The organism is Bacillus thuringiensis (assembly GCF_022095615.2).
GTDB classification, from domain to species: domain Bacteria; phylum Bacillota; class Bacilli; order Bacillales; family Bacillaceae_G; genus Bacillus_A; species Bacillus_A cereus_AG.
The window spans coordinates 1,082,147-1,104,266 of sequence record NZ_CP155559.1; the positions used below are offsets into that span (position 1 = coordinate 1,082,147).

Consider the following 22,120-nt stretch of genomic DNA (forward strand, 5'->3'; position numbering starts at 1 on the left):
GATTATTAAAAAGGTTGTGTAGCTATTTGCTACACAACCTTTTTTGATTAATAATCAAACCAATTCCAAACCTCAATATCTCCAAGAGTCGCATAACGAACGTGCGGTGAGTTTTGTAGTTTTAATAATTCTTTTGACGGGCCAGTAATGACAATGCCGTATACTTTTACACCGTTATCTTTTACATACTGATAGCGCTTATCTAAGTTCAGATCTTTTTCATGAGTTCGAGTAGTTTTACTTACAGTTTCTTTATGCTCAGAAAGAATACGCATCATTTCGATTACTTCATCTTCTTTTGTCTTTGGTCGTTTCGCCTCATTATCAGGGAGATTTATATGCTCTCGAAATCCGATAACCTCTCTGCCATGTAAGATGAAATCTTCCTCATCTATTCTTTCTTGTCCTGTGTCTAAAGCATACCATACAGGAGTTGGCGGCATTTCTTGTGCTTCAAATGCGCTATATAGAATTGATTCTATTTCTTGTAAAGTATAAGCTTTGTCAAAGGATATCGCTACTTCTGCAACAGTTCCCTCATGTACTTTTGCAAGTGTATCCCACACTTTTTTAGATGGTTCTTTCAAATAATCACCTTGCTTAATTTTTGGGTGAACAAAGGAAAGTTTGTTTGAATAAGATCTGTTTTCCCAGGATGGATTTGAGACAGTTACAGATGATAAGAAACTACGCGTTGTTACTGTACCGATTGGAAATTCTTTTTTGCCGACTGTTTTATATAAATCGATTTCATTTTCTGTACGGAAAAAGGGTTTAATCTTTGTGCTGCCTCCAGCGGAACGACTATTTGGCATTGTTGCTTCTAGTGCGAGTGATGGAATCTCATCTACTTCGACTAACTTTTTCATATTATAGAAGTAAAAATAAGATGAAAAATGACCAATAAAATAGATTGCTATACCAACAGCAAGGACAAAACTAACGGTTTGCCAACGTTGTTTCCACTTTATTTTCCAAAATGGGACAGTAAGATTTTGTGGTGGTAGTCTTTTCTTGATCGGCTCACTCTTCGTAAGCAATTCATCCAAATATACTTCACATTCCTCACAAGTTTCTATATGACTTTCTAATTCTTCTTGTTCATCACGTGTGAGTGTTCCTTTTTCGTATTTTTCCCATAGTTTATTAAATGCTGCACACCCCATCTGTATCACTCCTCTATGTTTCTCGCTTCTTTCCGTCCGCGGTGTAATTCAATTTTCACTTTTGCTAGTGTGAGACCAGTCATTTCTGCTATTTCTTTATACGAGAATCCGTAGTAATCTCGTAGTAGCAGGACATTTCGTCTTTCAAGGGGGAGAGAAGATAAACTATCTAACCAACTAGCAATCTCATGTTTTATGAAATAAGAGTGCTCTGTACTGGGTACGTTTGGTAAATGGAATTCTTCCACTTGTGTTGTTTTATATTTTTTCTCTTTTCGATACCAATCGATAAAGGCGTTGTAGGCAATTGTAAATAACCACGGTCTAATTTCTTCGCCTTTGTAATAATCAATATGGACGAGCATTCGGTAAAATGTTTCTTGCATGAGATCTTCCGCGTAGTGGGAGTCCCCGGTTAGGGAGAGAAGATAGCGAAATAAATCTTGCATATGCTCGGAGTAAATGTCTTCTAATGATTGTTTATGTTTCACTACATTTCCCTCCCTTCATACATAACAACGAAATACATATAAAAAAGTTACATTTGTTTTTAAAATTATAGTAAAAAACGTCAAGAATTGGATAGGATTCTCTTTTATCATAATACATATAAGGCGGGTGAACAGAGATGGAAAGCTATGAAACACAAATTCAAAGGTCCATTGATTATATTGAGGAAGATGTAATGGAAAAACAGACACTGCGTAATTTAGCTCGCATTGCAGGTTTTTCTGAGTCGCATTTTCATCGTGTATTTCAGGCGTTAGTAGGTGATACAGTAATGGAGTATGTTCGAAAGAGGAGGTTAGCCCGGGCAGCTTATCAACTTTCTCATACGGATGAAAAAGTTATTGATATCGCATTTGAGCATGGCTTTCAATCTCATGAAACGTTCACGAGAGCCTTTAAAAAATTATTTCAAATGACACCAAGTGAATATCGAAAGCAAGAAATAGAAACACCGATGTATTACAGCGTGAATGTAAAGCAAAGAAAATTAAATCCGTATTTAGGGGGCATACAAATGGAATATCGTATTGTAAATAAACCAGAATTTTTAGTGGCGGGTTATGAACTGAAGACGACAAGTAAAGAAGGGAAGAACCATCAAGACATTCCAGTATTTTGGCAAGAATATTTACAAAAAGATCTTGGAACAACGATTCCGAATCGTAAAGATACGAGCCAATGGGTAGAGCTTGGATTATGTACTGATTTTAATTTAGAGAAAGGGGACTTCACTTATATTATCGGAATGGAAGTTACAGGCTTTGAAAATGTACCAAATGAAGTTGCAAAGCGTACTTTCCCAGCAGCGACATATGCCGTATTTACAACGCCGAAAGTTCCTCATGAAGAAATGGTATCGTCTATTCACCAAACGTGGAATGCTGTATTCTCAGAATGGTTCCCGCATTCAGGATACGAACATTGCGGTGTTACAGAGTTTGAACTATACGATGAGCGCTGCCATGAAGATAAGAGTGAGTTCGCTCAAGTAGAGCTTTGGATACCGGTGAAGAAGAAATAATAGAGCAAGGGCGAATCACTGTGGGTGGTTCGCTTTTTTATTTCGTAAAATTACAATTGGTGCAGCTCAGGGATAGGAAACAATTCTGTTTATAAGATGGGGTGCTATAGTTGTTAGTTTGTGTCGGTAAATCGATATATTTCAGAAATCGCCAATATAATTTCATTTACCGCTAAACTCCCCGATAAAAAAAGAAAAGGCACCACAAAGCACCTTTTCTACGAACGGAACGGAAACACAAGAATAATCGTCGTTCCTTTTCCTAGTTCGCTATCGATAGAAATCGTTCCGTTATGAGCATGAACGAGCTGTTTCGTAATAGCGAGGCCAAGTCCAGTTCCGATGTTACTTTCTTCTGTATTCGTTCCTCTGTAATACCGTTCAAATAGAAGTTCTTTCGTTTTATCATCCATTCCTTTTCCGTTATCTGAAATAGATAGTGTAAATGAATTTATATCTTGCGAAAGCTTTACGATTACATTAGTCGTTTCATTATTATGTTTTACAGCGTTTACTAGTAAATTTTCGATAATACGCTGGAACCATTTTTCTTCAATGAAATATTGAATTTTGTTTGAGCTCGGCACGAATTCAATATTTTGATTTTGAAGTGTCGGGTTATTAATGAATTGTAATAATACTTTTTGAACGAATTGATTCATTTCGATGTTTACGTGCTGAGCAGGAAGACTGTTATTTTTTAATTGATACGTTAAGCTTAAGTCGTCAATTAATGTAGTCATATATTGAGACTTTTCTTTCATAACGCTGCCGAATTGTTGAATGTCACGATCGGTCCAGTTGTACTGTTTTGATTCTAGTAATAATGCATAGCCGTATATAGAACTAAGTGGCGTTTTTAAATCGTGCGTTAGACCGGTAATCCATTCTTCACGTGTTTGCTGCAGTACTTGCCTCATCGCATCATTTTTTTTAAGTGTAATAGAAAGATGCTCTAGTGAATTTGTCACATCACTAAATAAGCGGAATGACCATTTTTCTTTACCGGATCGCCGGAACCTGACAGGTTTCCCTTTTTTACTAACAGGTTCTTCGTACTTTCCACCAGCGATGTTTTTAAGCCAGCGCATCGCATGGAGTAACGGTTTTCCAAATTTATTACCGTACCAAATAGAAAGAATGACTAAATAAACAAATACGATAAGAAGGATTAATCCGCATCCGATTAGAAACTTTTTAGTAAATACATCGTCTATTTCATCATCTGGGTAGTAGTACTCATTTTTGGCAGTTACAACAAGAAGATGATTGCTATTTGTGTCGTAAAAGCTAGACGTGTTTTCTTTATGATTCCACGGTTCCTTTTCGCTAAGAGCAGCTTGTATGACAGAAAACGTTCTTTTCTTTCCATCTGGATAGGAGAATACTTCTTTGCCATCACTATTAAAGATTTGAAGTGCTGCTTTTTCTTTAGAAAGTAACTGTTTTTCTTCTTCTGTTAATATGAACGAATCCGTAGATACAGACGGGTGCTCTTTCTGTATTGTTTTTAGTAATACATTGCTTTTTAACATACCGCCGTATATAACAAGTACGTTCTTTTCTTCTAGTTCAATTTCCCAATATGTAAATGTATAAGGGCTTTCTATATGATTCTGTATATACGAGAATAAAGATGTTTTCGTATAAGATGTCGGTACGTCACTCGGCGTATTAAAGTGATAGAGAACTTTTCCATTTTCCTCTACAACTTGAATCCAATCATTTTTTTCTTTAATTAAGTCTTTTACTTCAGCTTTTAACGAAATATCGCCATCTTCTGAAGAGATATATCTTGCAATCATAAAATTATCAGCATCTGGAATATTCGGTTCGTATGAAGTACTAGTAACAAGGAAAATTAAATAAGTGAAAGCAGCTACTACAGCAAGCAGTAATGTAACTAAAACAAATACGTGTTGCAGGATAAACTGTATAATAAGTCGTTTATTAAAGTTCATATCGTCACCCTACTTTGTAATGAACTTATAGCCAAGTCCGCGAACAGTTTTTATATATTCTGGTTTACTTGGGTCTTGTTCAATTTTTTCACGTAGTTTTCGAATGTGGACCATAACGGTATTGTCATCGCCATTGTAGGCAGGTGCTCCCCAAACTTTTTCGTATATTTCTTCTTTCGAAAATACATAGTTCGGATTCTCGCAAAAGAAGAGTAATAGCTGAAATAGCTGGGCGGAACATTCGACAATACGTCCATTTACTGTAAGTTCTGCGGAATGTTGATCAATTGCAAATCTGCCAAATGAACTGGAGTGTGCTTTTTGTTCGTGCGGCATTGTTTGTTTCATATGTCTTCGGAGTTGTGCTTTCATACGAGCGACTACTTCAAGTGGATTAAATGGCTTCGTAATATAATCATCTGCACCGTGTGAAAATCCAGATATTTTATCTAAATCAGATGTTTTAGCTGTGAGGAAGAAGATAGGGCAATCAGTTTTTTTGCGAATGATTGGACAAATATCAAAACCAGACTGACCAGGAAGCATGACATCTAAAATAATTAAATCGTAATCGTTTTGTTCAGTGAGAGATAAAGCTATTTCAGCCGATGTTGCAGTTGTAATATGAGAAAAACCTTCTTTTTCAAGAATGGTAGTTAGTAATTGTAAAATTGCTGTTTCATCATCAACGAGCAAAATATTTGCTTGATACATAAAGAATCCCTCCTAATTTCCTCGAATATCATATCATCTTTCTGTAACTTATGGAATTTTTAAGGAAATTTTAAGGTTTTCTTTCTCAAAAAATTAAGAATCAAATGATATGATAAAAGTAACATAGGGGAGGAGATGAGTGTGAACCCGTTTCAAACGATGCGAGCTAGATATTTTTTAATTGTATTTGCACTATTAACTTTAGTAGTTAGAGGCAGTAATGAATTGATAGAAAATACATTTCATATGCAAAATTCTTCTTTTATAAATATCCTTATATTCTATATTCTTCCGATTGCGTGGATCTTTTATGAGTATAGAAAACACCGTGTTTCCTTTTCAGTATTTATTAATAAAAATGAAACATTTAACCTGGTGCAAGTTTTATACATTACGATTATGTTATGCGTGTTTAGTTATGGGTATCTTATTTTGTACATGTATAGCTTTGCATGGATTACACCGGAATTTATTATGAACGCGTTACGTGAACCGATTATAGATAGTACAGGGGGATATGTATATCAAGTTATTATGGTCGTATTCATCGCACCGATTATTGGTGAATTTGTTTTTCGGGGATTTTTACTGCAACGCTTTGCAGCAAAATGGGGAACGAGTATAGCGATCATTGTTGTAGCGCTATTGTTTGCGTTGTTACACGTTGATTTCCTAGGTGCAGTTGTATTTAGCGTTGTACTATCAATCGTATATATTCGTACGAATAGCTTACTCATGCCAATTGCTATTCACATGTTAAACAATGCATTTGTAATCGGCGTTTCTTTTCTAATAAATAAAGAAGAGATAATGAGTTTTGCAGATTTCTCAAATTATACGACCTTCTTTCCAGGACTTATTATTTTTATAGCAGGATTAAACTTAGTACTCATCTTTTTACTTGTTAACCGCAAATATTGGAATAAAGAAATGCCAGCTATATATGTAGAGCAGGAAACGAGTTTTTCAGATGTAGTGGGGGATAAGTAAGATGAAGAAGACGATTGAGAAAATATTGAAAGACATTATAGATTCTACGTCTATTACAGATATATGTGATAGAAACGTTTGCCATTGGCTTCAACCTGTAGTAGATACGATTGTGTTTCCAGAGTATTACTTATTTTCTAGTACTCATTTAAAAGAAAATATTATTTCTCTTCTTATTGTGTTAGGGGTTTTACTAATATTTGGTCTAGTTGTAGAAGAAATGATGAAGCGCATCTTCAGAAAAAATGAAGAGAAGTATATGTGGGTTCATAAAATATTCGAGAAAGTAATAGTAGCTTTCCTATTGTTTTATAGTATGAAAACAATCATTTACTTTATAGCTTTGAAACATCATTAATTCTAAATTTGAAAGGGATGTATAAAATTATATGAATGAAACAATATCATCAAATAAGTTTTTTTATTTGATTTTGCTTAGTATTGTGCTGATAACGACAGTCAATGTTATTCTTCGCTGGGAGGAAGCTTATTTCTTCATGTATTTAGCACTTCATTTGCTAGGAATATTATGTATAAGCGGCGGAGTAGTTGCTGAAAAAAAGAGTGAAGAAAGCGTTAATTATATGTGTGTGACCGGTCTTATTTTACTTTTAGCTGTACAAGGTATTATGAAATATAGTTCTTTTTCTTTACAAGATTTTAGTTTATTAATGGATGTACTTCCTTAAGGGGACCCGTTATGTTATCTAAGAAGCAAATAGGATACGTACTAGTTTTAATTGGATTTTTTACGCTTATTGTAACGACTTTATTTTTTCAAGACTATGAATATATACGCTATATAAAAGGCGCTGGTTTAATATGTTGGGTTATAAGTACGTTTCTTATCCCAGAGTATGAACCGAAGAAAGTGTCTAAAGGTAGGTAAAACTCTTCTTTATGTAGAAGAGTTTTTTTTATATAACTAGAAGGATCTCGAGCAATTCGCTTAATAAGCTTGTTCTAATTTAGCATGTACGAACTTACAATAATAATAGACAGGCAGCATAGAGGAGGGAATAGCGTGAGGAAGGTTATTGGGTGGTCGCTTTTTTTGTACGTTGGGTTTGCGTTGCTTATATATTGGTATTTATTTGGATGGAATCATGAACTGATTCCGGACATGTATAAAGGAACGAGTGCAGATCCAGAAACGTTTATGAATGCAAGAGAGCTTACGCTAAGCCAAGAGTATTCGCGCGTGAAAAATTTGCTATACTTTTTAGCGACGCCTCTTGAATGGATTATTTTATTATTTGTACTTGTGCTCGGTGTTTCAAGAAAGTTTGAGAAATGGTCGAAGGAAACGACGAAAATAAGCGTCCTGCAAGTTGCGATTTATTTCTTTTATTTATCGCTACTCACAACAGTTCTTGCCCTGCCGATGCAATGGATTAGCCGAAAAGTGTCCGTTGATTACGGCATTTCAACGCAAAGTACACAAAGCTGGATAAAAGATCACGTTATTGGTTTTTGGGAGAGTTATGCGACTATGCTAATCGTAGTTACCGTTCTGTTATGGCTTATCCGTAAATTCCCGAAGAGATGGTGGCTAGCAGGGTGGGCACTCTCTGTTCCCTTTACAATCTTTTTAACATTCATACAGCCTGTAGTTATTGATCCACTGTATAACGACTTCTCGACGCTGAAAAATAAAGAATTAGAAACGAAAATTTTAGCGATAGCAGACAAAGCCGAAATTCCAGCTAAACATGTATATGAAGTAAATATGTCGGAAAAAACGAATGCGTTAAATGCTTACGTAACAGGAATTGGCCCTAACGCCCGTATTGTAATGTGGGATACAACGCTTAAGCAATTAAAAGATAAAGAGATTTTATTTATAATGGCCCATGAAATGGGGCATTACGTTATGAAACATATATATTGGGGCGTTGCGAGTTATGTACTGCTATCGTTTATAGGGATGTATCTCATTAGTCGTATTATCAATATGTGTATTCGAAAATGGGGAGATACGCTGCAAATTTCAAAAGCAGCATGTTTCTCAATTTTACCTTTATTTTTCTTAATTTCTTCTCTACTCTCTTTTGCATCACAGCCAGCAACAAACTATGTTTCTCGTATAGAAGAACGAGCGGCAGATCAATATGCTTTAGATATGACGAAAGACGGGAAATCTGGTGTAAAAACGTTTCAATATTTATCAAAAACGAGTTTAAGTCAAGTAAATCCGCCTGCGTTAGTGAAGTTTTTCTTATACACACATCCACCAATTTTCGAAAGAATTCATACGTTTGAACAATATGAGAAACAAAGCAAAAAGAAGTAGCGATTATGCTACTTCTTTTTTTATAGAGATATAAGTTCGATATTGGGAATATTTATCATTGCTTTTTATTGTGATTTTGTAAATAATAAGCTATAAAATTCTAAAAATCTATATATAAAGGAATAAAGGTGGAAATATGTATTTTTTACAAAATTTAAAAGTGAAACATAAATTATTCTTACTTATCTCATTAGCAGTTTTGGGCATGACAATTATGAGCTGTGTAGCAATTAATTCTATTAATAAAATTAAGCACGATACAGAGATTGTAGTAGATGATTATCAAAATTCTGCAGTTATATTAGAAGGAATGCTTCGTACACAAAATTCACTAGAATATAACTTACTAGAATTAATTACAACGTCACAAAATGAGGGGACAAATAAAGAGGGGATTATTAGTAATGTTGAAAAGGATCTTAAAAAATATGATTCTTTATTAAAAGAATATGATGATGGCGTTAATTTAAGTAAGCAAGAGGATGAGCTGTTTCAGAAGATGAAGAAATCTTTGCCAAGTTATATGGAGACATATAAGAAGTTGTTTGAAAAGGCGAAGGTAACAAATGAATCTCAAATGGTAAACGAATTTCAAAAGGACTTAAAACCGAAGGGAGTAGAGTTAGCTGGCTATGCGGTGGATCTAGAATCGTATGTTTCAAACTTAGCTGATCAAGTATTTAAGGATTCTCAAAAAATGATAGATAGGTCCGTTATTACTTTTATCATTCTTGTAGTAGTTACTACAATTGTTATATGTATAGTAAGTTATATTATTAGCAGGCTTATAGTTGCTCCTTTACAAACGGTTAGTCGTATGATGGAAAGAGCAAAAGAAGGAGATTTAACTGTACATGGTGAGTATAATGCTAAGGATGAATTAGGTGTATTAGTAAGTGATTTTAACGAAATGATTACAGGGCTAAGAACAAATATGCAAGAAGTAGAGAATAATATTCAGCTTTTATTCCAACATGCAGACGGAGTAGTATCTGCATCGGAAGTATCTAGTGGTGCAGCGAAGAAAATCACTATAGATATTGCAGAAGTTGCAAATGGCGCAGAGAGTCAAATGCAAGCAATGGAGCAAACTGCGGGTGCGATGGAAGAGTTGACACAAGGAATGCAGAGTATAGTGAATACATCATCCTCTGTAAATGAATTGTCTGCTCAATCAGCATTAGATGCAGAGAGTGGTAACAAATTAATGAAACAAATGATTCAACAGATGGATACAATCCAAAACTCAGTACATAACGGTGTGAAACAAGTAGAGACTATGAAAGAACAATCAGAAGAAATTGTTAAAATCATTGATGTTATGCAAGGTATTACCTCTCAAATTAACTTATTAGCATTAAACGCCGCAATTGAGGCTGCACGTGCTGGGGAAAGTGGCAGAGGATTTGCAATTGTGGCAGATGAAGTAAGAAAATTAGCAGAACAATCTAGTGATTCTGCAAAACAAATTGAGAAGCTTATTACTCAAGTTATGGGAACAACGAACCATACGGTACATATGATGGGGAAAGTAGATAATGAGGTACAGGCAGGTACACAAGTAGTAATGCATACAGAAAAAGTATTTGGAAAAATTACAGAAAAAGTACAGCAAGTATCTGAGCAAATTCAAACGGTATCTATGTCTACAGATGAAATTGCAGCGAGTAGTGAAGAGATTTCGGCTTCTACAGAAGACATGGCTCAAATTTCCCAAAGATCATCTGATCGAACTGATAGGGTAAAAGAGTCTATTCAACAGCAAGAAAAATCTGTTCAAGAGATCTCGGTTTCAATTGAACATATGCATAACGCAGCAGGAGAATTAAAACAAATAGTTGCTCAATTTACTCTTCAAAAGTAGTAGTATATTTCAGTTTTAATATAGAGAAATTCCTCTTAATAGATAAAAAAATCATCCTATGTAAAAAAGGATGATTTTTTTATGGGAATTTTGTGCGGCTATCACTTATTATATTCTAATTTTTTACAATTTTCCGATTGTAATATATAATAATACGTAATGTTTTGGAGATGTTTCGTTTGTAAAAAATAGATTATAGGAGGAGAGAAAGGGTGTTCAATAAAAAATCAATGCCAGCTATAAAAATGATCCTTTCGATGTCTATTTTCGGATCAATTGGATTTTTTTCTGTTCAAACAGGTTTACCGTCTTTTGAATTAGTATTCGTTCGTTGCATTTGTGCGACTATATTTTTAGCATTATGTTGGCTCGTAACAGGACAGTATAAAAGTGAGAAATGGAATAAAAAAGAAGTAATGCAAATATTAGCATGCGGTGTATTTCTCGTTTTTAACTGGGTATTTCTATTTAAAGCGTTTGAAGTTATGTCGATTACAATTGCGATTTCAGTTTACCATCTTGCCCCCATTATCGTATTAATGATTGGTAGTATTGTATTTAAAGAGAGACTTACAGTATTTGCGGTTATGTCCATTGTCATTTGTTTTATCGGTACAGTTTTAGTCGCTGGAGTAGATGGAAGTTTATCGCTTGAAAAACTAATGTCATCTGGAATGGTATGGGCACTTCTTGCAGCTGTATTTTATGCTTTTACCACTTTATTGGGAAAAGGAATTCAGCATACGAGCGCATATGCAATGACATTTTTACAAACGTTTTTAGGTATATTTTTATTGCTACCATTCATAGATTTTGGCAAGTTCCAAGGATTAACAGAGATGAACTGGATGATGATCACAGCGACGGGACTTATACATACGGGATTTGTATATTACTTATTTTTTGACAGTTTAAGAGGTTTATCGACGAGATTAATTTCTGTATTAGTGTTTTTAGATCCTGCTGTTGCGATCCTATTAGATACAGTCTTTACCGGATTTAGACCGACTAGTATGCAAGTAGTAGGAATTGTTCTTATATTTGTAGGGATGGCATTTACTTTTCGAAAAACGAAGGATGAAGAAATAGCAGTAAAAGAAAAATTGTATTCATAATTGTAAAAAAAATAATTATATTCTATTGATAATTTTCTTATTTTTTGTACAATATAATTTGTAGGAAAATAAAGGAAAAAGGTAGATGAGAGAGATGAAAAAGCTAGTAAAGATCGCGACAACCTTAACTTTAATGGGGGGAATATTTGTAAATGCAAATGGTGTGTCTGCAAATACAGCTGTTATCCAAAAATCTGGTCCGATGATAGAGTTTGACGATGTAACAACAGATCATTGGGCGTGTGATGATATTAAATATGTAGTATATCATCGAATTATGTTTGGATATGGAAATGGTAAGTTTGGTGTAGAAGATCATATAACACGTGAACAAGCGGCGGCAGTATTATATCGTGCACTTCATGTAAAAGGAACTGTAATTAATGAGAATCCATATAGAGATATAAGTGTGAAATCAACCATGTTCCCTTACGAAATTTTACGCTTAACACAGCTTGGTATTTTTAAAGGAGACGAAAATGGAAATTTCCGTCCGAAAGCAACACTGACTCGTGCAGAGTTATCACAAATTTTAACGAAAGCATATGAGTTGAAAACAAAGCGCTCGCATACATTTACAGATATACCAGAAAACTATTGGGCAAGAGATGCAATTAGCGCATTACAGTCTAATAATGTAGTGGTAGGAACCGGGGATGGTAAGTTTGAGCCTGAAATGCTCGTAACACGCGGACAATTCGCGAAATTTTTAAAACGATCTATTGATAATTCTCCAGGGAAAATGGAATAGAGAAAGAGAAAGCTCATAATTTGTAGAGGAGATATCTCCCGCTTATTATGAGCTTTCATTAATAGATAGGTTATTATTTTCGTATGTTGTAGTTCAGTTGATATCCTTTGTCGAAACGTCGATATATACGGAGTAACAACATATATTTGCGGTTTTTGTCTAGAAAATGAACTTTTAAAATGTGAAGGATTTCTTTTTAAGAAAGTAGAATATTTAATGTATAGAAACACCTTTAAATGACCATAGGAAAGGGAAATGATTTGCGTACAATTCGGTATAAAAATTGAAATTGAGAGCGAATTGGCTCTCCTTTAGTAGTGATTTTCACAATAATAGATTTTTTAAATGTAATATATTGCATAATGGGTGCGAAGGCAACATATGTAATATTGGAAAGGATTTCAGTCTATTATTTTCCGTTTTTTCAAATGGAGATAAAGGGGAGAGGGCAATGAAGAAGAACATGTTACGTATAATGGCAACGGTAACTATTATGGGCGGCTTGTTTGTAAGTACCAATGTTCCAAACATAAAAGCAGAAGAATATCCAGAAATGATTGTGTTTGATGATGTTCCAGTAAATTACTGGGCATATGACGATATAATGGACGTAGTATACAATAAAGTAATGCTAGGTTATGGAAATGGTAAGTTTGGTGTAGGAGATAATGTAACACGAGAACAAGTAGCAGCAGTACTTTATCGTACATTGAATTTGAAAAAAGAAGGACCCTTAAAAAATCCATACAAAGATATTTCTGAGAGAGCAACAATGTTTTTAGATGAAATTTTAGTATTAACAGAGCATGGTATTTTTAAAGGCGATGAAAAAGGAAACTTTAGACCAGCTGCACCAGTAACACGTGCAGAAATGGCGCAAATTCTTACGAAGGCATTTACATTTGAGGTGAAGAAAAACCATACATTTAAAGATGTACCAAATAATCATTGGGCAAAAAATGCGATTAGTGCACTGCAGTCTAATAAGGTCATAGTAGGAACAGGAAATGGGAAATTTGAACCGAATAAAGTTGTAACACGTGAGCAATATGCAACGTTTTTAAATAAAGCTGTTATTAATTTTAATTTGAAAGATGAAGATTATTAAAATGTAAAAATTGTTTAATTTAATAATAGGTTATAAATAATATTTTAATATAAGGAATAAAGAGGGGGAATGTGATCTTTCACATTCCTCTTAGTTATTTTTAATCTATATTATGTGTTTTTATACGTATATGTAGTAGATTAATTATTTGAAATACTGGATTTTTACGGGTGATAGATTTTCAAACTATCTGCGTATTCTCCGGATTTTTTATTGAGGATTTTATTGCCATCAAGTAGCAGGAGAAAGAAAAATAAGCATGAACAGTGATTGGTTATATACCTGTTTTATACGAAAAAAAACATATTGTATCACCTTGATTATCAACGAAGTGTAAAGGGAAGTAAGTGAATTATGATTCACAATTTGGACAAGAATTATATGAATAAACGTATTGTTACTCTTTCGTTAATTCTTTATATTAGAAAAAAATAAGCTTTGATTAGGGAGAGAGTACTTTGAAGAAAAAATTTTTAAAAGTAGCAACAGCTTTAACAATTATGGGTGGAGTAGCATTTAGTGCTGAGGGGACTACAGCAAAAGCTGAATTAGCTGCGAAATCGCAACAAGCAAGTCCAGCTATCTTTAAAGATGTACCAGCAGGACATTGGTCTTATGAAGCAATTCAAACTTTAGCAGAACACGAAATTATGCTTGGTTACGGAAATGGTGTGTTCGGTTTTGGGCATAACGTAACTCGTGAACAAGTAGCAGCTTTAATTTATCGTACTATCGATTTCAGTGAAGTATTCGAGGAAGGCGATATCCTTGAGAATCCGTACAAAGATATTAATGAAAAATCAACAATGTTCTTAGAAGAAATTTTAGTATTAACAGAGGTAGGCATCTTTAATGGTGATGGAACTGGAAACTTTAGACCGAAAGATACACTAACACGTGCAGAAATGGCGCAAGTACTTACTGAAGCATATGAGTTAGAAGTAAAAGGAACACAAGGATTTAAAGATGTACCAAAAGGGCATTGGGCATACAATGCGGTTAATGCAGTAGCTTCAAATGGTATTTCAGTAGGGGATGGGAAGGGTAACTTCGCTCCAAACATGAAAGTAACACGTGAACAATATGCGCAGTTCTTATTTAAATCAATTTTTGAATAAACAATAAAAAAGAAGCCGGTGTTGTATAACACCGGCTTCTTTTTTATGTGTAATGACTGTGGAAGAATACAGTTTTATAAAAAAATCAGTTAAATTTCCGAAAAAAACTTCCTTTTCTGAAAATTTGTTATATAATATAAAACATAAAATCAAATCTGTTATAAAACAGTTTAAGAAGGGGATGCTAATATGTCGACGCAAACTTCACGGGTTACACTCGTGGGAGAAATGTTACCAGCGTACAACGAAATATTGACACCTGAGGCGCTTAGTTTTTTAAAGGAACTACATGAAAATTTTAATGAGCGCCGCATAGAACTTTTACAAAAGCGTGCGGAGAAACAAAAGCGAATTGATGCAGGAGAGTTTCCGAAGTTTTTAGAAGAAACAAAACGCATACGTGAGGCAGATTGGACAATTGCTAAATTGCCAAAAGATTTAGAGGATCGCCGCGTAGAGATTACTGGACCAGTAGATAGAAAGATGGTTATTAATGCTTTAAATTCAGGAGCACATCTTTTTATGGCAGATTTTGAAGATTCGAATTCACCAACTTGGGAAAATGCGATTGAAGGTCAAATAAACTTACGAGATGCAGTACAGGGAACGATTTCACATAAGAATGAAAACGGAAAAGAATATCATTTAAATAGTAAAACAGCTGTATTAATTGTGCGTCCAAGAGGATGGCATTTAGAAGAAAAACATATGCAAGTTGAAGGGAAGAATATGTCTGGTAGCTTAGTAGATTTCGGACTTTATTTTTTCCATAATGCGAAAGCTCTTCTAGCGAAAGGAAGCGGTCCATACTTTTACTTACCGAAAATGGAAAGCCATTTAGAAGCAAGGTTATGGAATGATATTTTCGAATTTGCTCAAAAATATATCGGTATTCCAAACGGAACGATCAAAGCAACGGTGTTACTGGAAACGATTCACGCTTCGTTTGAAATGGATGAAATTTTGTATGAGCTTAAAGATCATTCTGCTGGGTTAAATTGCGGAAGGTGGGACTATATTTTCAGCTTTCTAAAGAGTTTCCGTAATCATAATAAATTTTTACTTCCAGATAGAGCGCAAGTCACGATGACGGCGCCGTTTATGCGCGCGTATTCTTTGAAAGTCATTCAAACATGTCATCGCCGTAATGCACCGGCGATTGGAGGAATGGCAGCACAAATTCCGATTAAAAACAATCCAGAAGCGAATGAAGCAGCTTTTGAAAAAGTGCGTGCAGATAAGGAGCGCGAAGCTTTAGACGGTCATGACGGGACTTGGGTTGCCCACCCGGGACTTGTACCAGTCGCGATGGAAGTATTTAATCACATTATGAAAACACCAAATCAAATTTTTAGAAAACGTGAAGAGATACATGTTACAGAAAAGGATTTATTAGAAGTACCAGTGGGAACGATTACAGAAGAAGGGCTTCGCCTGAATATTAGTGTAGGTATTCAATATATCGCATCTTGGTTAAGCGGACGGGGAGCAGCACCAATTTATAACTTAATGGAAGATGCGGCAACAGCAGAAATTTCTAGAGCACAAGTATGGCAATGGATTCGTCATGAAGGTGGAAAGCTAAATGATGGCCGTAATATTACGCTTGAACTGATGGAAGAGCTAAAAGAAGAAGAGCTAGCAAAAATAGAAAGAGAGATTGGTAAAGAAGCCTTTAAGAAAGGGAGATTCCAAGAGGCGACAACGTTGTTTACAAATCTCGTTCGGAATGATGAATTCGTACCATTTTTAACATTACCGGGTTATGAAATTTTATAAAAAATGAAAAGGGGATGGAACAAATGCAAAACGAAAGAATCGAGAAATTACAAGAGAGCTGGGAACTAGATACGCGCTGGAAAGGGATCACACGTCCATATTCGGCAGAAGATGTAATTCGCTTGCGCGGATCAATTGATATTGAACATACGTTAGCGCGCCGCGGTGCAGAAAAGCTTTGGTCATCGCTTCATACAGAAGATTACATTAACGCACTTGGCGCATTAACAGGGAACCAAGCGATGCAGCAAGTGAAAGCTGGGCTAAAAGCAATTTACTTAAGTGGATGGCAAGTAGCTGCGGACGCGAACCTTTCTGGACATATGTATCCAGACCAAAGTTTATATCCAGCGAACAGCGTACCTGCTGTCGTAAAACGAATTAATCAAACGCTGCAACGTGCGGATCAAATTCAGCATATGGAAGGAAGCGATGATACAGATTATTTCGTGCCGATTGTAGCAGATGCAGAAGCCGGATTTGGCGGACAATTAAACGTATTCGAGCTGATGAAAGGTATGATTGAAGCAGGTGCATCAGGTGTGCACTTTGAAGATCAATTATCTTCAGAGAAAAAATGCGGTCATTTAGGCGGAAAAGTATTGTTGCCAACGCAAACAGCGGTACGTAATTTAATCTCGGCACGCCTTGCTGCTGATGTAATGGGAGTGCCGACAATTATCGTTGCAAGAACGGATGCGGATGCAGCAGATTTAATTACGAGCGATATCGATCCAGTTGATAAAGCGTTTATTACAGGTGAAAGAACTCCAGAAGGATTTTACCGTACGAAAGCAGGTCTTGATCAAGCAATTGCACGTGGTTTAGCATACGCTCCTTATGCAGATCTCGTTTGGTGCGAAACGTCTGAACCAAATTTAGAAGATGCAAAACGATTTGCAGATGCAATTCATAAAGAGCATCCAGGAAAATTGCTTGCATACAACTGTTCACCTTCATTCAACTGGAAACAAAAACTAGATGAGAAAACAATTGCAAGCTTCCAAAAAGAAATCGCATCTTACGGTTATAAGTTCCAGTTCGTAACACTAGCTGGCTTCCACTCATTAAACTACGGCATGTTTGAATTAGCGCGTGGCTATAAAGAGCGCGGCATGGCAGCGTACTCTGAACTACAACAAGCAGAATTCGCAGCAGAAAAACACGGCTACTCTGCAACTCGTCATCAACGCGAAGTAGGAACAGGTTACTTTGATGAAGTAGCGCAAGTTATTACAGGTGGTACTTCATCAACGACAGCATTAAAAGGATCTACGGAAGAAGCACAGTTTACGAAATAAAAGGAAGGGGCACCTTTTGGAATGGTGCCCCTTGTTATTTTCTGAACGATGCGAGAGTAAACGAAAATATATCAACGATTTTTTAATATATCGACTTACCGACAAAAAAAGACGATATGATTAAATCCACTCTGCTCGATGATTACGAATAAACTCAATATCTTTTTCATAATGTTCTAAATGTCCTTCATCAATCATTCTTTGGAAATTCACATCGCCTTCTTGTGCTTTTCTTTTCATATATGTACATAATGCTTCTAATCGTAGTAACACCATTCCTAAGTAATCTTCATCCATACGTTTACCGTAGGACTGGACAAACAATTTCACTCTTTCTTTCATACGGCCAGCATGTTGTGATGAGTCATAATGAACTGCCTCACCCGATTCTGTATAATATACTCTACTTAAAGGCACACAAGTATAAAGCGTATAAGCGATATCCCAAATTCTTGGACCAGGAGCAGCAACATCGAAATCAATAATGCCTACTGGTTTTTCTTGATTAAAAATAATGTTATATATAGCAAAATCATTGTGGCATAAAACCTCAATGTCATTAGGAGTACAATCCATCGGTTGCCATTCATCTGATAAGGGGAAATCACTTACCGCATCATGATAAAGGTGGAGCATCTTTGCTATTTCTTTTAAAACAGCATTAGACCACATATATTTTTTTAACGGATAATTCCCAGCTTCGCCTTCAATAAAGGATAAAATCTCTCTATCTTTTTCATCTACGCCTAAAAACTTTGGAGCATGATGAAACCCTTTGTTTTCTAAGTGTTGTAATAATGTATGAATTTTTGCACTACCTGGCTTTAATTCTCGCCGAACAGTATTTTCAGAACGATACACATTTGATACATTTCCCCCTGTAAGCTTTTCTTCGTTGGTGTAGTTTGACATATAAGCCCCTCCAATATAACGACTGTACGATTATATTGTAACACTTCAGAACAAGGGATGTAATCGTATTCAAATGATGTTTGTGTCTACTTCATAGTGAAATTCGCACATACTAAAATCAATTATTTACGAATGTATAATCAATTTAATTTGTCAGTTATTTTCAAAAAAGATTGTACATTTTATTTTAATGTGCTATGATAGTCCCAGTTGAATAGTTAAATTAAGCAATCCATATGTTATCAAGTGCTGAAAACGAACGAGAAAAAGTATGTGAGAACTAGTTGATGTTTCGTATTTGATAATGTGTGGATTCTTTTTTTAGACAGGAAGACTAAAAATTTAAAAATTTGTATTTTCTTAGGAGGAAATAATCATGGCAGTAACAGGACAAGTAAAATGGTTTAACAACGAAAAAGGCTTCGGTTTCATCGAAGTTCCAGGCGAAAACGATGTATTCGTACATTTCTCTGCAATCGAAACTGAAGGTTTCAAATCTTTAGAAGAAGGTCAAAAAGTTAGCTTCGAAATCGAAGAAGGTAACCGTGGACCTCAAGCTAAAAACGTAATCAAACTATAATTTTATAGTTTATTATGGAAAAAAGGATGGCTGCTGCCATCCTTTTTTTTGTTGTAATATACGAGCATAATGATTATATTAGGGGAAAGCGGGGGATGTATATGATGGAAAAGTATACAAATGAAGTAATACTCGATGTTCGTAGGGGAAATGAAGAAGACTTACACAATACGATTGAAGAGATAAAAGCGTATGCGAAAACTTATGAACATGATAAAGTGACGTTAATTGATTTGAAGAAATCACATTCTCTTGTTTTAGATGAGGAGCGATATATAGTTCTATTACAAGTTGAAAGAGATACAGAGAATCTTGGAAGAAAATATGAATATGAAGAAGAAAAAATAGTCGGTTTTTTTGAGGACGAAGAAGAATAAAAGGCCTTCCAAAAATGGAAGGTCTTTTATTCTTCTTTTTCAACTTTTTTCTTCTCACGTTTTTTACATTCAGAGCATTTTGATTTACGAAAAGGTTTTGCAAAAAATAGTAGTATGAAAAATAAGCCGAATATAATACTAGTTGAATTTTTCACGATCACAATGCTACTATTTTTCATTTGAATGGTTGGTTGCATTTCTTTTTCTTCCATAGTAGGACCTCCATATATTGGATTTTCCTTTTAATTATAGCAAAGTTAATTGTCGTAATGATGCGAAATGAGGAAGCAATTGTAAATATTTATTGATAGTATAAATACATTTTATGCAGATTTTATCCCTAAATCACTATATCGTCGTTTTATAATTTGAAAGATATTTGACAAATGATAAAGTATTGTAAAAAAGCGGAATCTGTAAGCCATTTCCTTTTCATAGATGCTAAAATTATATATGCAGCTGCTAATATAAATGGAAAAAAGGAGACAGTAGAATATGGAAAGTAAAGTAGAGCGTTATGTTGAAAACTATGTTGTAAATAAAAAAACAATGGCCTTACTTCCTGTTATTCTAAGTGAAAAGAAAATTGTTACACGAGTTGTTGAGATGGAAGATTCTTTTTTCGTATTTCAAAAGCCACTAGATATTATAGAAAGAAGTTGCCGCAAGCATGGCTCTAGTTTCTTAGGCAGAAAAGAAGGAACGAAAGAGTTAACTCATATTACACATAAAGCACCAATTGCGATTAGTCCAACAGATCAACTTTATTTTTTCCCTACTTATTCTTACTCTAGAAAAGAGTGCGCTTGGTTGTCGCATTTTTATATTGAAAGCAATAAAGAGTTAAAAGATGGAAATGTCATTGTTAGATTTATAAATGGCTTTGCTGTGAAATTAGAAATATCAAAAAGTAGTTTTGAAAATCAACAAAATCGTACAGCGAAATTGCGTACTGAATATGAAGATCGTAGAAAAAAACAAGGAAATCCTTCCTTCAAATTAATTGATAAAAATGAGGAATCTAGATTAACACCAGCATATGAGAAAGTGTATGTTGTGAAAGAAGGCGAAGTTTGAAAGGATGGGGGAACCCCCCATCCTTTTCCTTTTCAGTTTTGTCGGTAAGTCTATGTAATTTCATTTACCGAGAAAAACGCCCGAGTAACGACACGTCTTGTCGAATATTGAAAGATTATCATAGCTAAATAATGAAGGAATTCTAATGAGAGGTATGGAAACTTAATAATTACATCTCCATATGTCGTATCTACCATTTCCTCTTTCATATAAGCGATGATACAGTAGAGGTAGTACTTAGAGTAAAGGGGTAAAGTGTAGAATGGATTTTCAGACAATCAAAGAGTATTTTTCACCGGAAAATATGGATCATATTGTTGAGAGTTATAAAGCGTTCGGACCACTTCTTGGTATTGGTTTACCGATGATAGAAGCGTTGATTCCGGCATTGCCACTCATCGTATTTGTACTGGCAAATGCTGTTGCATTTGGATTTTGGCTCGGTTTTCTTTATTCTTGGCTTGGATCAGTAATGGGTGCCTTACTTGTTTTTTTCATTATCCGCCATTTTGGTCGAAGTCGTTTCTTTTCTTTTGTAAATAAGCATGAGAGAGTACGAAAGGCCATGGGATGGATTGAAAGAAAAGGGTTCGCACCGATTTTCGTCATCTTTTGTTTTCCGTTTACACCGTCTGCGCTTATAAATGTTGTCGCTGGTCTATCTCGCATTAGTGTAAAACAGTTTGGCCTTGCGCTCGCGTTCGGAAAACTTGTGATGATTTTTATTTTAACGTATATCGGTCATGATTTAATGTCATTTATTCATAATCCGGTGAAATCAGTCATTGTAGCGATTGGCATTTTTATTTTATGGTATGTTGGTAAAAAAATCGAAGTAAAGTTAGAACTACAGTAAGAATAGTCTTCTTTATAATTGCAGGCTTCATTATTAAAGGATAAGGGGAGAAGCGGATGAAGAAAACTTTGAAAAAAGAAGGCATAGAGTGGATACGAACAATTTTAATTGGTGTATTATTAGCTGTATTTTTTCGAACGTTTTTCTTTTCAACGTACGTTGTAGAGGGGAAGTCAATGATGCCGACATTGCAAGATGGCAATATGCTCGTTGTAAATAAGGTGAGTTATCAAGTAGGGGATTTGAACAGGTTTGATGTTGTTGTGTTTCATGCGAATAAAAAAGAGGATTATGTAAAACGAATTATCGGTTTACCTGGGGATCAAATTGAATATAAGCATGATAAACTATATATAAACGGACAATTTGTGGATGAACCTTATTTAGAGGCGTATAAGAAAGAGACAAATGGGAGGCAACTAACAGGTGATTTTACATTAGAAGAATTAACGAAAGAGAAGTTTGTACCACCTGGATACATTTTTGTAGTAGGTGATAACCGCCTTGGGAGCTGGGATAGTAGACACTTTGGATTTGTAAAAGCTGATACAGTTGTCGGTAAAGTTGATTTACGATATTGGCCAATTCAAGAGGTGCAGACAAATTTTTCAAAAGGTTGATATAATA

General features: G+C 35.0%; 24 protein-coding genes and 1 pseudogene. 19 read left to right on the top strand and 6 right to left on the bottom strand.

What is annotated here, in order from left to right; all coding sequences use genetic code 11:
• Positions 1 to 47 precede the first annotated feature (47 nt).
• Positions 48 to 1,166: an anti-sigma factor gene (locus KZZ19_RS05565; RefSeq protein ID WP_237979782.1), complete on the bottom strand. Its 1,119-nt coding sequence runs from the start codon at positions 1,164 to 1,166 to the stop codon at positions 48 to 50.
• A gap of 5 nt (positions 1,167 to 1,171) precedes the next feature.
• On the bottom strand, positions 1,172 to 1,657 hold the full coding sequence (locus tag KZZ19_RS05570; protein ID WP_237979785.1) for an RNA polymerase sigma factor: 486 nt from the start codon (positions 1,655 to 1,657) through the stop codon (positions 1,172 to 1,174).
• A gap of 137 nt (positions 1,658 to 1,794) precedes the next feature.
• Between KZZ19_RS05570 and KZZ19_RS05575 the strand changes: the two genes are divergently transcribed.
• The gene (locus KZZ19_RS05575) at positions 1,795 to 2,697 is read left to right on the top strand and encodes an AraC family transcriptional regulator (protein ID WP_237979787.1); all 903 of its coding nucleotides are present in this window, start codon (positions 1,795 to 1,797) and stop codon (positions 2,695 to 2,697) included.
• 218 nt (positions 2,698 to 2,915) lie between these two features.
• Here the strand turns inward: KZZ19_RS05575 and KZZ19_RS05580 are convergent, their stop codons facing one another.
• Both KZZ19_RS05580 and KZZ19_RS05585 read right to left on the bottom strand, forming a co-directional pair.
• Positions 2,916 to 4,658, bottom strand: coding sequence for a sensor histidine kinase (locus KZZ19_RS05580; protein ID WP_237979789.1), 1,743 nt, complete (start codon positions 4,656 to 4,658; stop codon positions 2,916 to 2,918).
• Between the two features lie 9 nt (positions 4,659 to 4,667).
• A complete protein-coding gene (locus KZZ19_RS05585) occupies positions 4,668 to 5,372 on the bottom strand; it encodes a response regulator transcription factor (protein ID WP_237979791.1) in 705 nt (234 codons plus the stop codon).
• A gap of 135 nt (positions 5,373 to 5,507) precedes the next feature.
• On the opposite strand from KZZ19_RS05585, the gene KZZ19_RS05590 reads away from it, so the two are divergent.
• The 13 genes and pseudogenes from KZZ19_RS05590 to aceA all read left to right on the top strand — a co-directional run bounded on the left by KZZ19_RS05590 (position 5,508) and on the right by aceA (position 17,691).
• Positions 5,508 to 6,362 carry a CPBP family intramembrane glutamic endopeptidase gene (locus tag KZZ19_RS05590; RefSeq protein ID WP_237979793.1) on the top strand — a complete coding sequence of 285 codons (855 nt, stop codon included), beginning with the start codon at positions 5,508 to 5,510 and terminating at the stop codon, positions 6,360 to 6,362.
• 1 nt (position 6,363) lies between these two features.
• On the top strand, positions 6,364 to 6,720 hold the full coding sequence (locus tag KZZ19_RS05595; protein WP_237979796.1) for a hypothetical protein: 357 nt from the start codon (positions 6,364 to 6,366) through the stop codon (positions 6,718 to 6,720).
• Between the two features lie 31 nt (positions 6,721 to 6,751).
• Positions 6,752 to 7,051, top strand: coding sequence for a hypothetical protein (locus KZZ19_RS05600; protein ID WP_088095484.1), 300 nt, complete (start codon positions 6,752 to 6,754; stop codon positions 7,049 to 7,051).
• 11 nt (positions 7,052 to 7,062) lie between these two features.
• Entirely contained in the window at positions 7,063 to 7,251 is a 189-nt protein-coding gene (locus KZZ19_RS05605; protein ID WP_088095485.1) for a hypothetical protein, read from the top strand.
• Between the two features lie 135 nt (positions 7,252 to 7,386).
• Complete coding sequence (locus KZZ19_RS05610) at positions 7,387 to 8,655, top strand: M48 family metallopeptidase (RefSeq protein ID WP_140392378.1); 1,269 nt, start codon at positions 7,387 to 7,389, stop codon at positions 8,653 to 8,655.
• A 136-nt stretch (positions 8,656 to 8,791) separates the two neighbouring features.
• Positions 8,792 to 9,571: pseudogene (locus KZZ19_RS31160) on the top strand (MCP four helix bundle domain-containing protein); the annotation flags it as partial.
• Between the two features lie 156 nt (positions 9,572 to 9,727).
• Positions 9,728 to 10,519 carry a methyl-accepting chemotaxis protein gene (locus KZZ19_RS31165; protein ID WP_432442725.1) on the top strand — a complete coding sequence of 264 codons (792 nt, stop codon included), beginning with the start codon at positions 9,728 to 9,730 and terminating at the stop codon, positions 10,517 to 10,519.
• Positions 10,520 to 10,731: 212 nt separating this feature from the next.
• The gene (locus KZZ19_RS05620) at positions 10,732 to 11,634 is read left to right on the top strand and encodes a DMT family transporter (RefSeq protein ID WP_237979798.1); all 903 of its coding nucleotides are present in this window, start codon (positions 10,732 to 10,734) and stop codon (positions 11,632 to 11,634) included.
• An 85-nt stretch (positions 11,635 to 11,719) separates the two neighbouring features.
• A complete protein-coding gene (locus KZZ19_RS05625) occupies positions 11,720 to 12,385 on the top strand; it encodes an S-layer homology domain-containing protein (protein WP_237979799.1) in 666 nt (221 codons plus the stop codon).
• Positions 12,386 to 12,836: 451 nt separating this feature from the next.
• On the top strand, positions 12,837 to 13,493 hold the full coding sequence (locus KZZ19_RS05630) for an S-layer homology domain-containing protein (protein WP_237979800.1): 657 nt from the start codon (positions 12,837 to 12,839) through the stop codon (positions 13,491 to 13,493).
• 458 nt (positions 13,494 to 13,951) lie between these two features.
• Positions 13,952 to 14,611, top strand: a complete 660-nt coding sequence (locus KZZ19_RS05635; protein WP_237979801.1) for an S-layer homology domain-containing protein — start codon at positions 13,952 to 13,954, stop codon at positions 14,609 to 14,611.
• 189 nt (positions 14,612 to 14,800) lie between these two features.
• Positions 14,801 to 16,390 carry a malate synthase A gene (aceB, locus tag KZZ19_RS05640; protein WP_237979802.1) on the top strand — a complete coding sequence of 530 codons (1,590 nt, stop codon included), beginning with the start codon at positions 14,801 to 14,803 and terminating at the stop codon, positions 16,388 to 16,390.
• A 23-nt stretch (positions 16,391 to 16,413) separates the two neighbouring features.
• Positions 16,414 to 17,691 carry an isocitrate lyase gene (aceA, locus tag KZZ19_RS05645; protein WP_237979803.1) on the top strand — a complete coding sequence of 426 codons (1,278 nt, stop codon included), beginning with the start codon at positions 16,414 to 16,416 and terminating at the stop codon, positions 17,689 to 17,691.
• A gap of 120 nt (positions 17,692 to 17,811) precedes the next feature.
• Here aceA and KZZ19_RS05650 read toward each other — a convergent pair whose 3' ends face one another.
• On the bottom strand, positions 17,812 to 18,603 hold the full coding sequence (locus KZZ19_RS05650) for a phosphotransferase (protein ID WP_237979804.1): 792 nt from the start codon (positions 18,601 to 18,603) through the stop codon (positions 17,812 to 17,814).
• A gap of 376 nt (positions 18,604 to 18,979) precedes the next feature.
• Here KZZ19_RS05650 and cspA point away from each other — a divergent pair, with 376 nt between their 5' ends.
• Both cspA and KZZ19_RS05660 read left to right on the top strand, forming a co-directional pair.
• A complete protein-coding gene (gene cspA / locus KZZ19_RS05655) occupies positions 18,980 to 19,183 on the top strand; it encodes an RNA chaperone/antiterminator CspA (RefSeq protein ID WP_000301522.1) in 204 nt (67 codons plus the stop codon).
• Positions 19,184 to 19,284: 101 nt separating this feature from the next.
• Positions 19,285 to 19,560, top strand: a complete 276-nt coding sequence (locus KZZ19_RS05660; protein WP_088095542.1) for a hypothetical protein — start codon at positions 19,285 to 19,287, stop codon at positions 19,558 to 19,560.
• Positions 19,561 to 19,586: 26 nt separating this feature from the next.
• Here the strand turns inward: KZZ19_RS05660 and KZZ19_RS05665 are convergent, their stop codons facing one another.
• Positions 19,587 to 19,772: a hypothetical protein gene (locus tag KZZ19_RS05665; protein WP_088095493.1), complete on the bottom strand. Its 186-nt coding sequence runs from the start codon at positions 19,770 to 19,772 to the stop codon at positions 19,587 to 19,589.
• Positions 19,773 to 20,055: 283 nt separating this feature from the next.
• On the opposite strand from KZZ19_RS05665, the gene KZZ19_RS05670 reads away from it, so the two are divergent.
• The 3 genes from KZZ19_RS05670 to lepB all read left to right on the top strand — a co-directional run bounded on the left by KZZ19_RS05670 (position 20,056) and on the right by lepB (position 22,113).
• Complete coding sequence (locus tag KZZ19_RS05670) at positions 20,056 to 20,637, top strand: competence protein ComK (RefSeq protein WP_237979805.1); 582 nt, start codon at positions 20,056 to 20,058, stop codon at positions 20,635 to 20,637.
• Positions 20,638 to 20,899: 262 nt separating this feature from the next.
• Positions 20,900 to 21,493, top strand: a complete 594-nt coding sequence (locus KZZ19_RS05675; protein WP_043936619.1) for a TVP38/TMEM64 family protein — start codon at positions 20,900 to 20,902, stop codon at positions 21,491 to 21,493.
• A gap of 56 nt (positions 21,494 to 21,549) precedes the next feature.
• Complete coding sequence (gene lepB / locus KZZ19_RS05680; RefSeq protein WP_088095496.1) at positions 21,550 to 22,113, top strand: signal peptidase I; 564 nt, start codon at positions 21,550 to 21,552, stop codon at positions 22,111 to 22,113.
• The last annotated feature ends 7 nt before the right edge of the window (positions 22,114 to 22,120 follow it).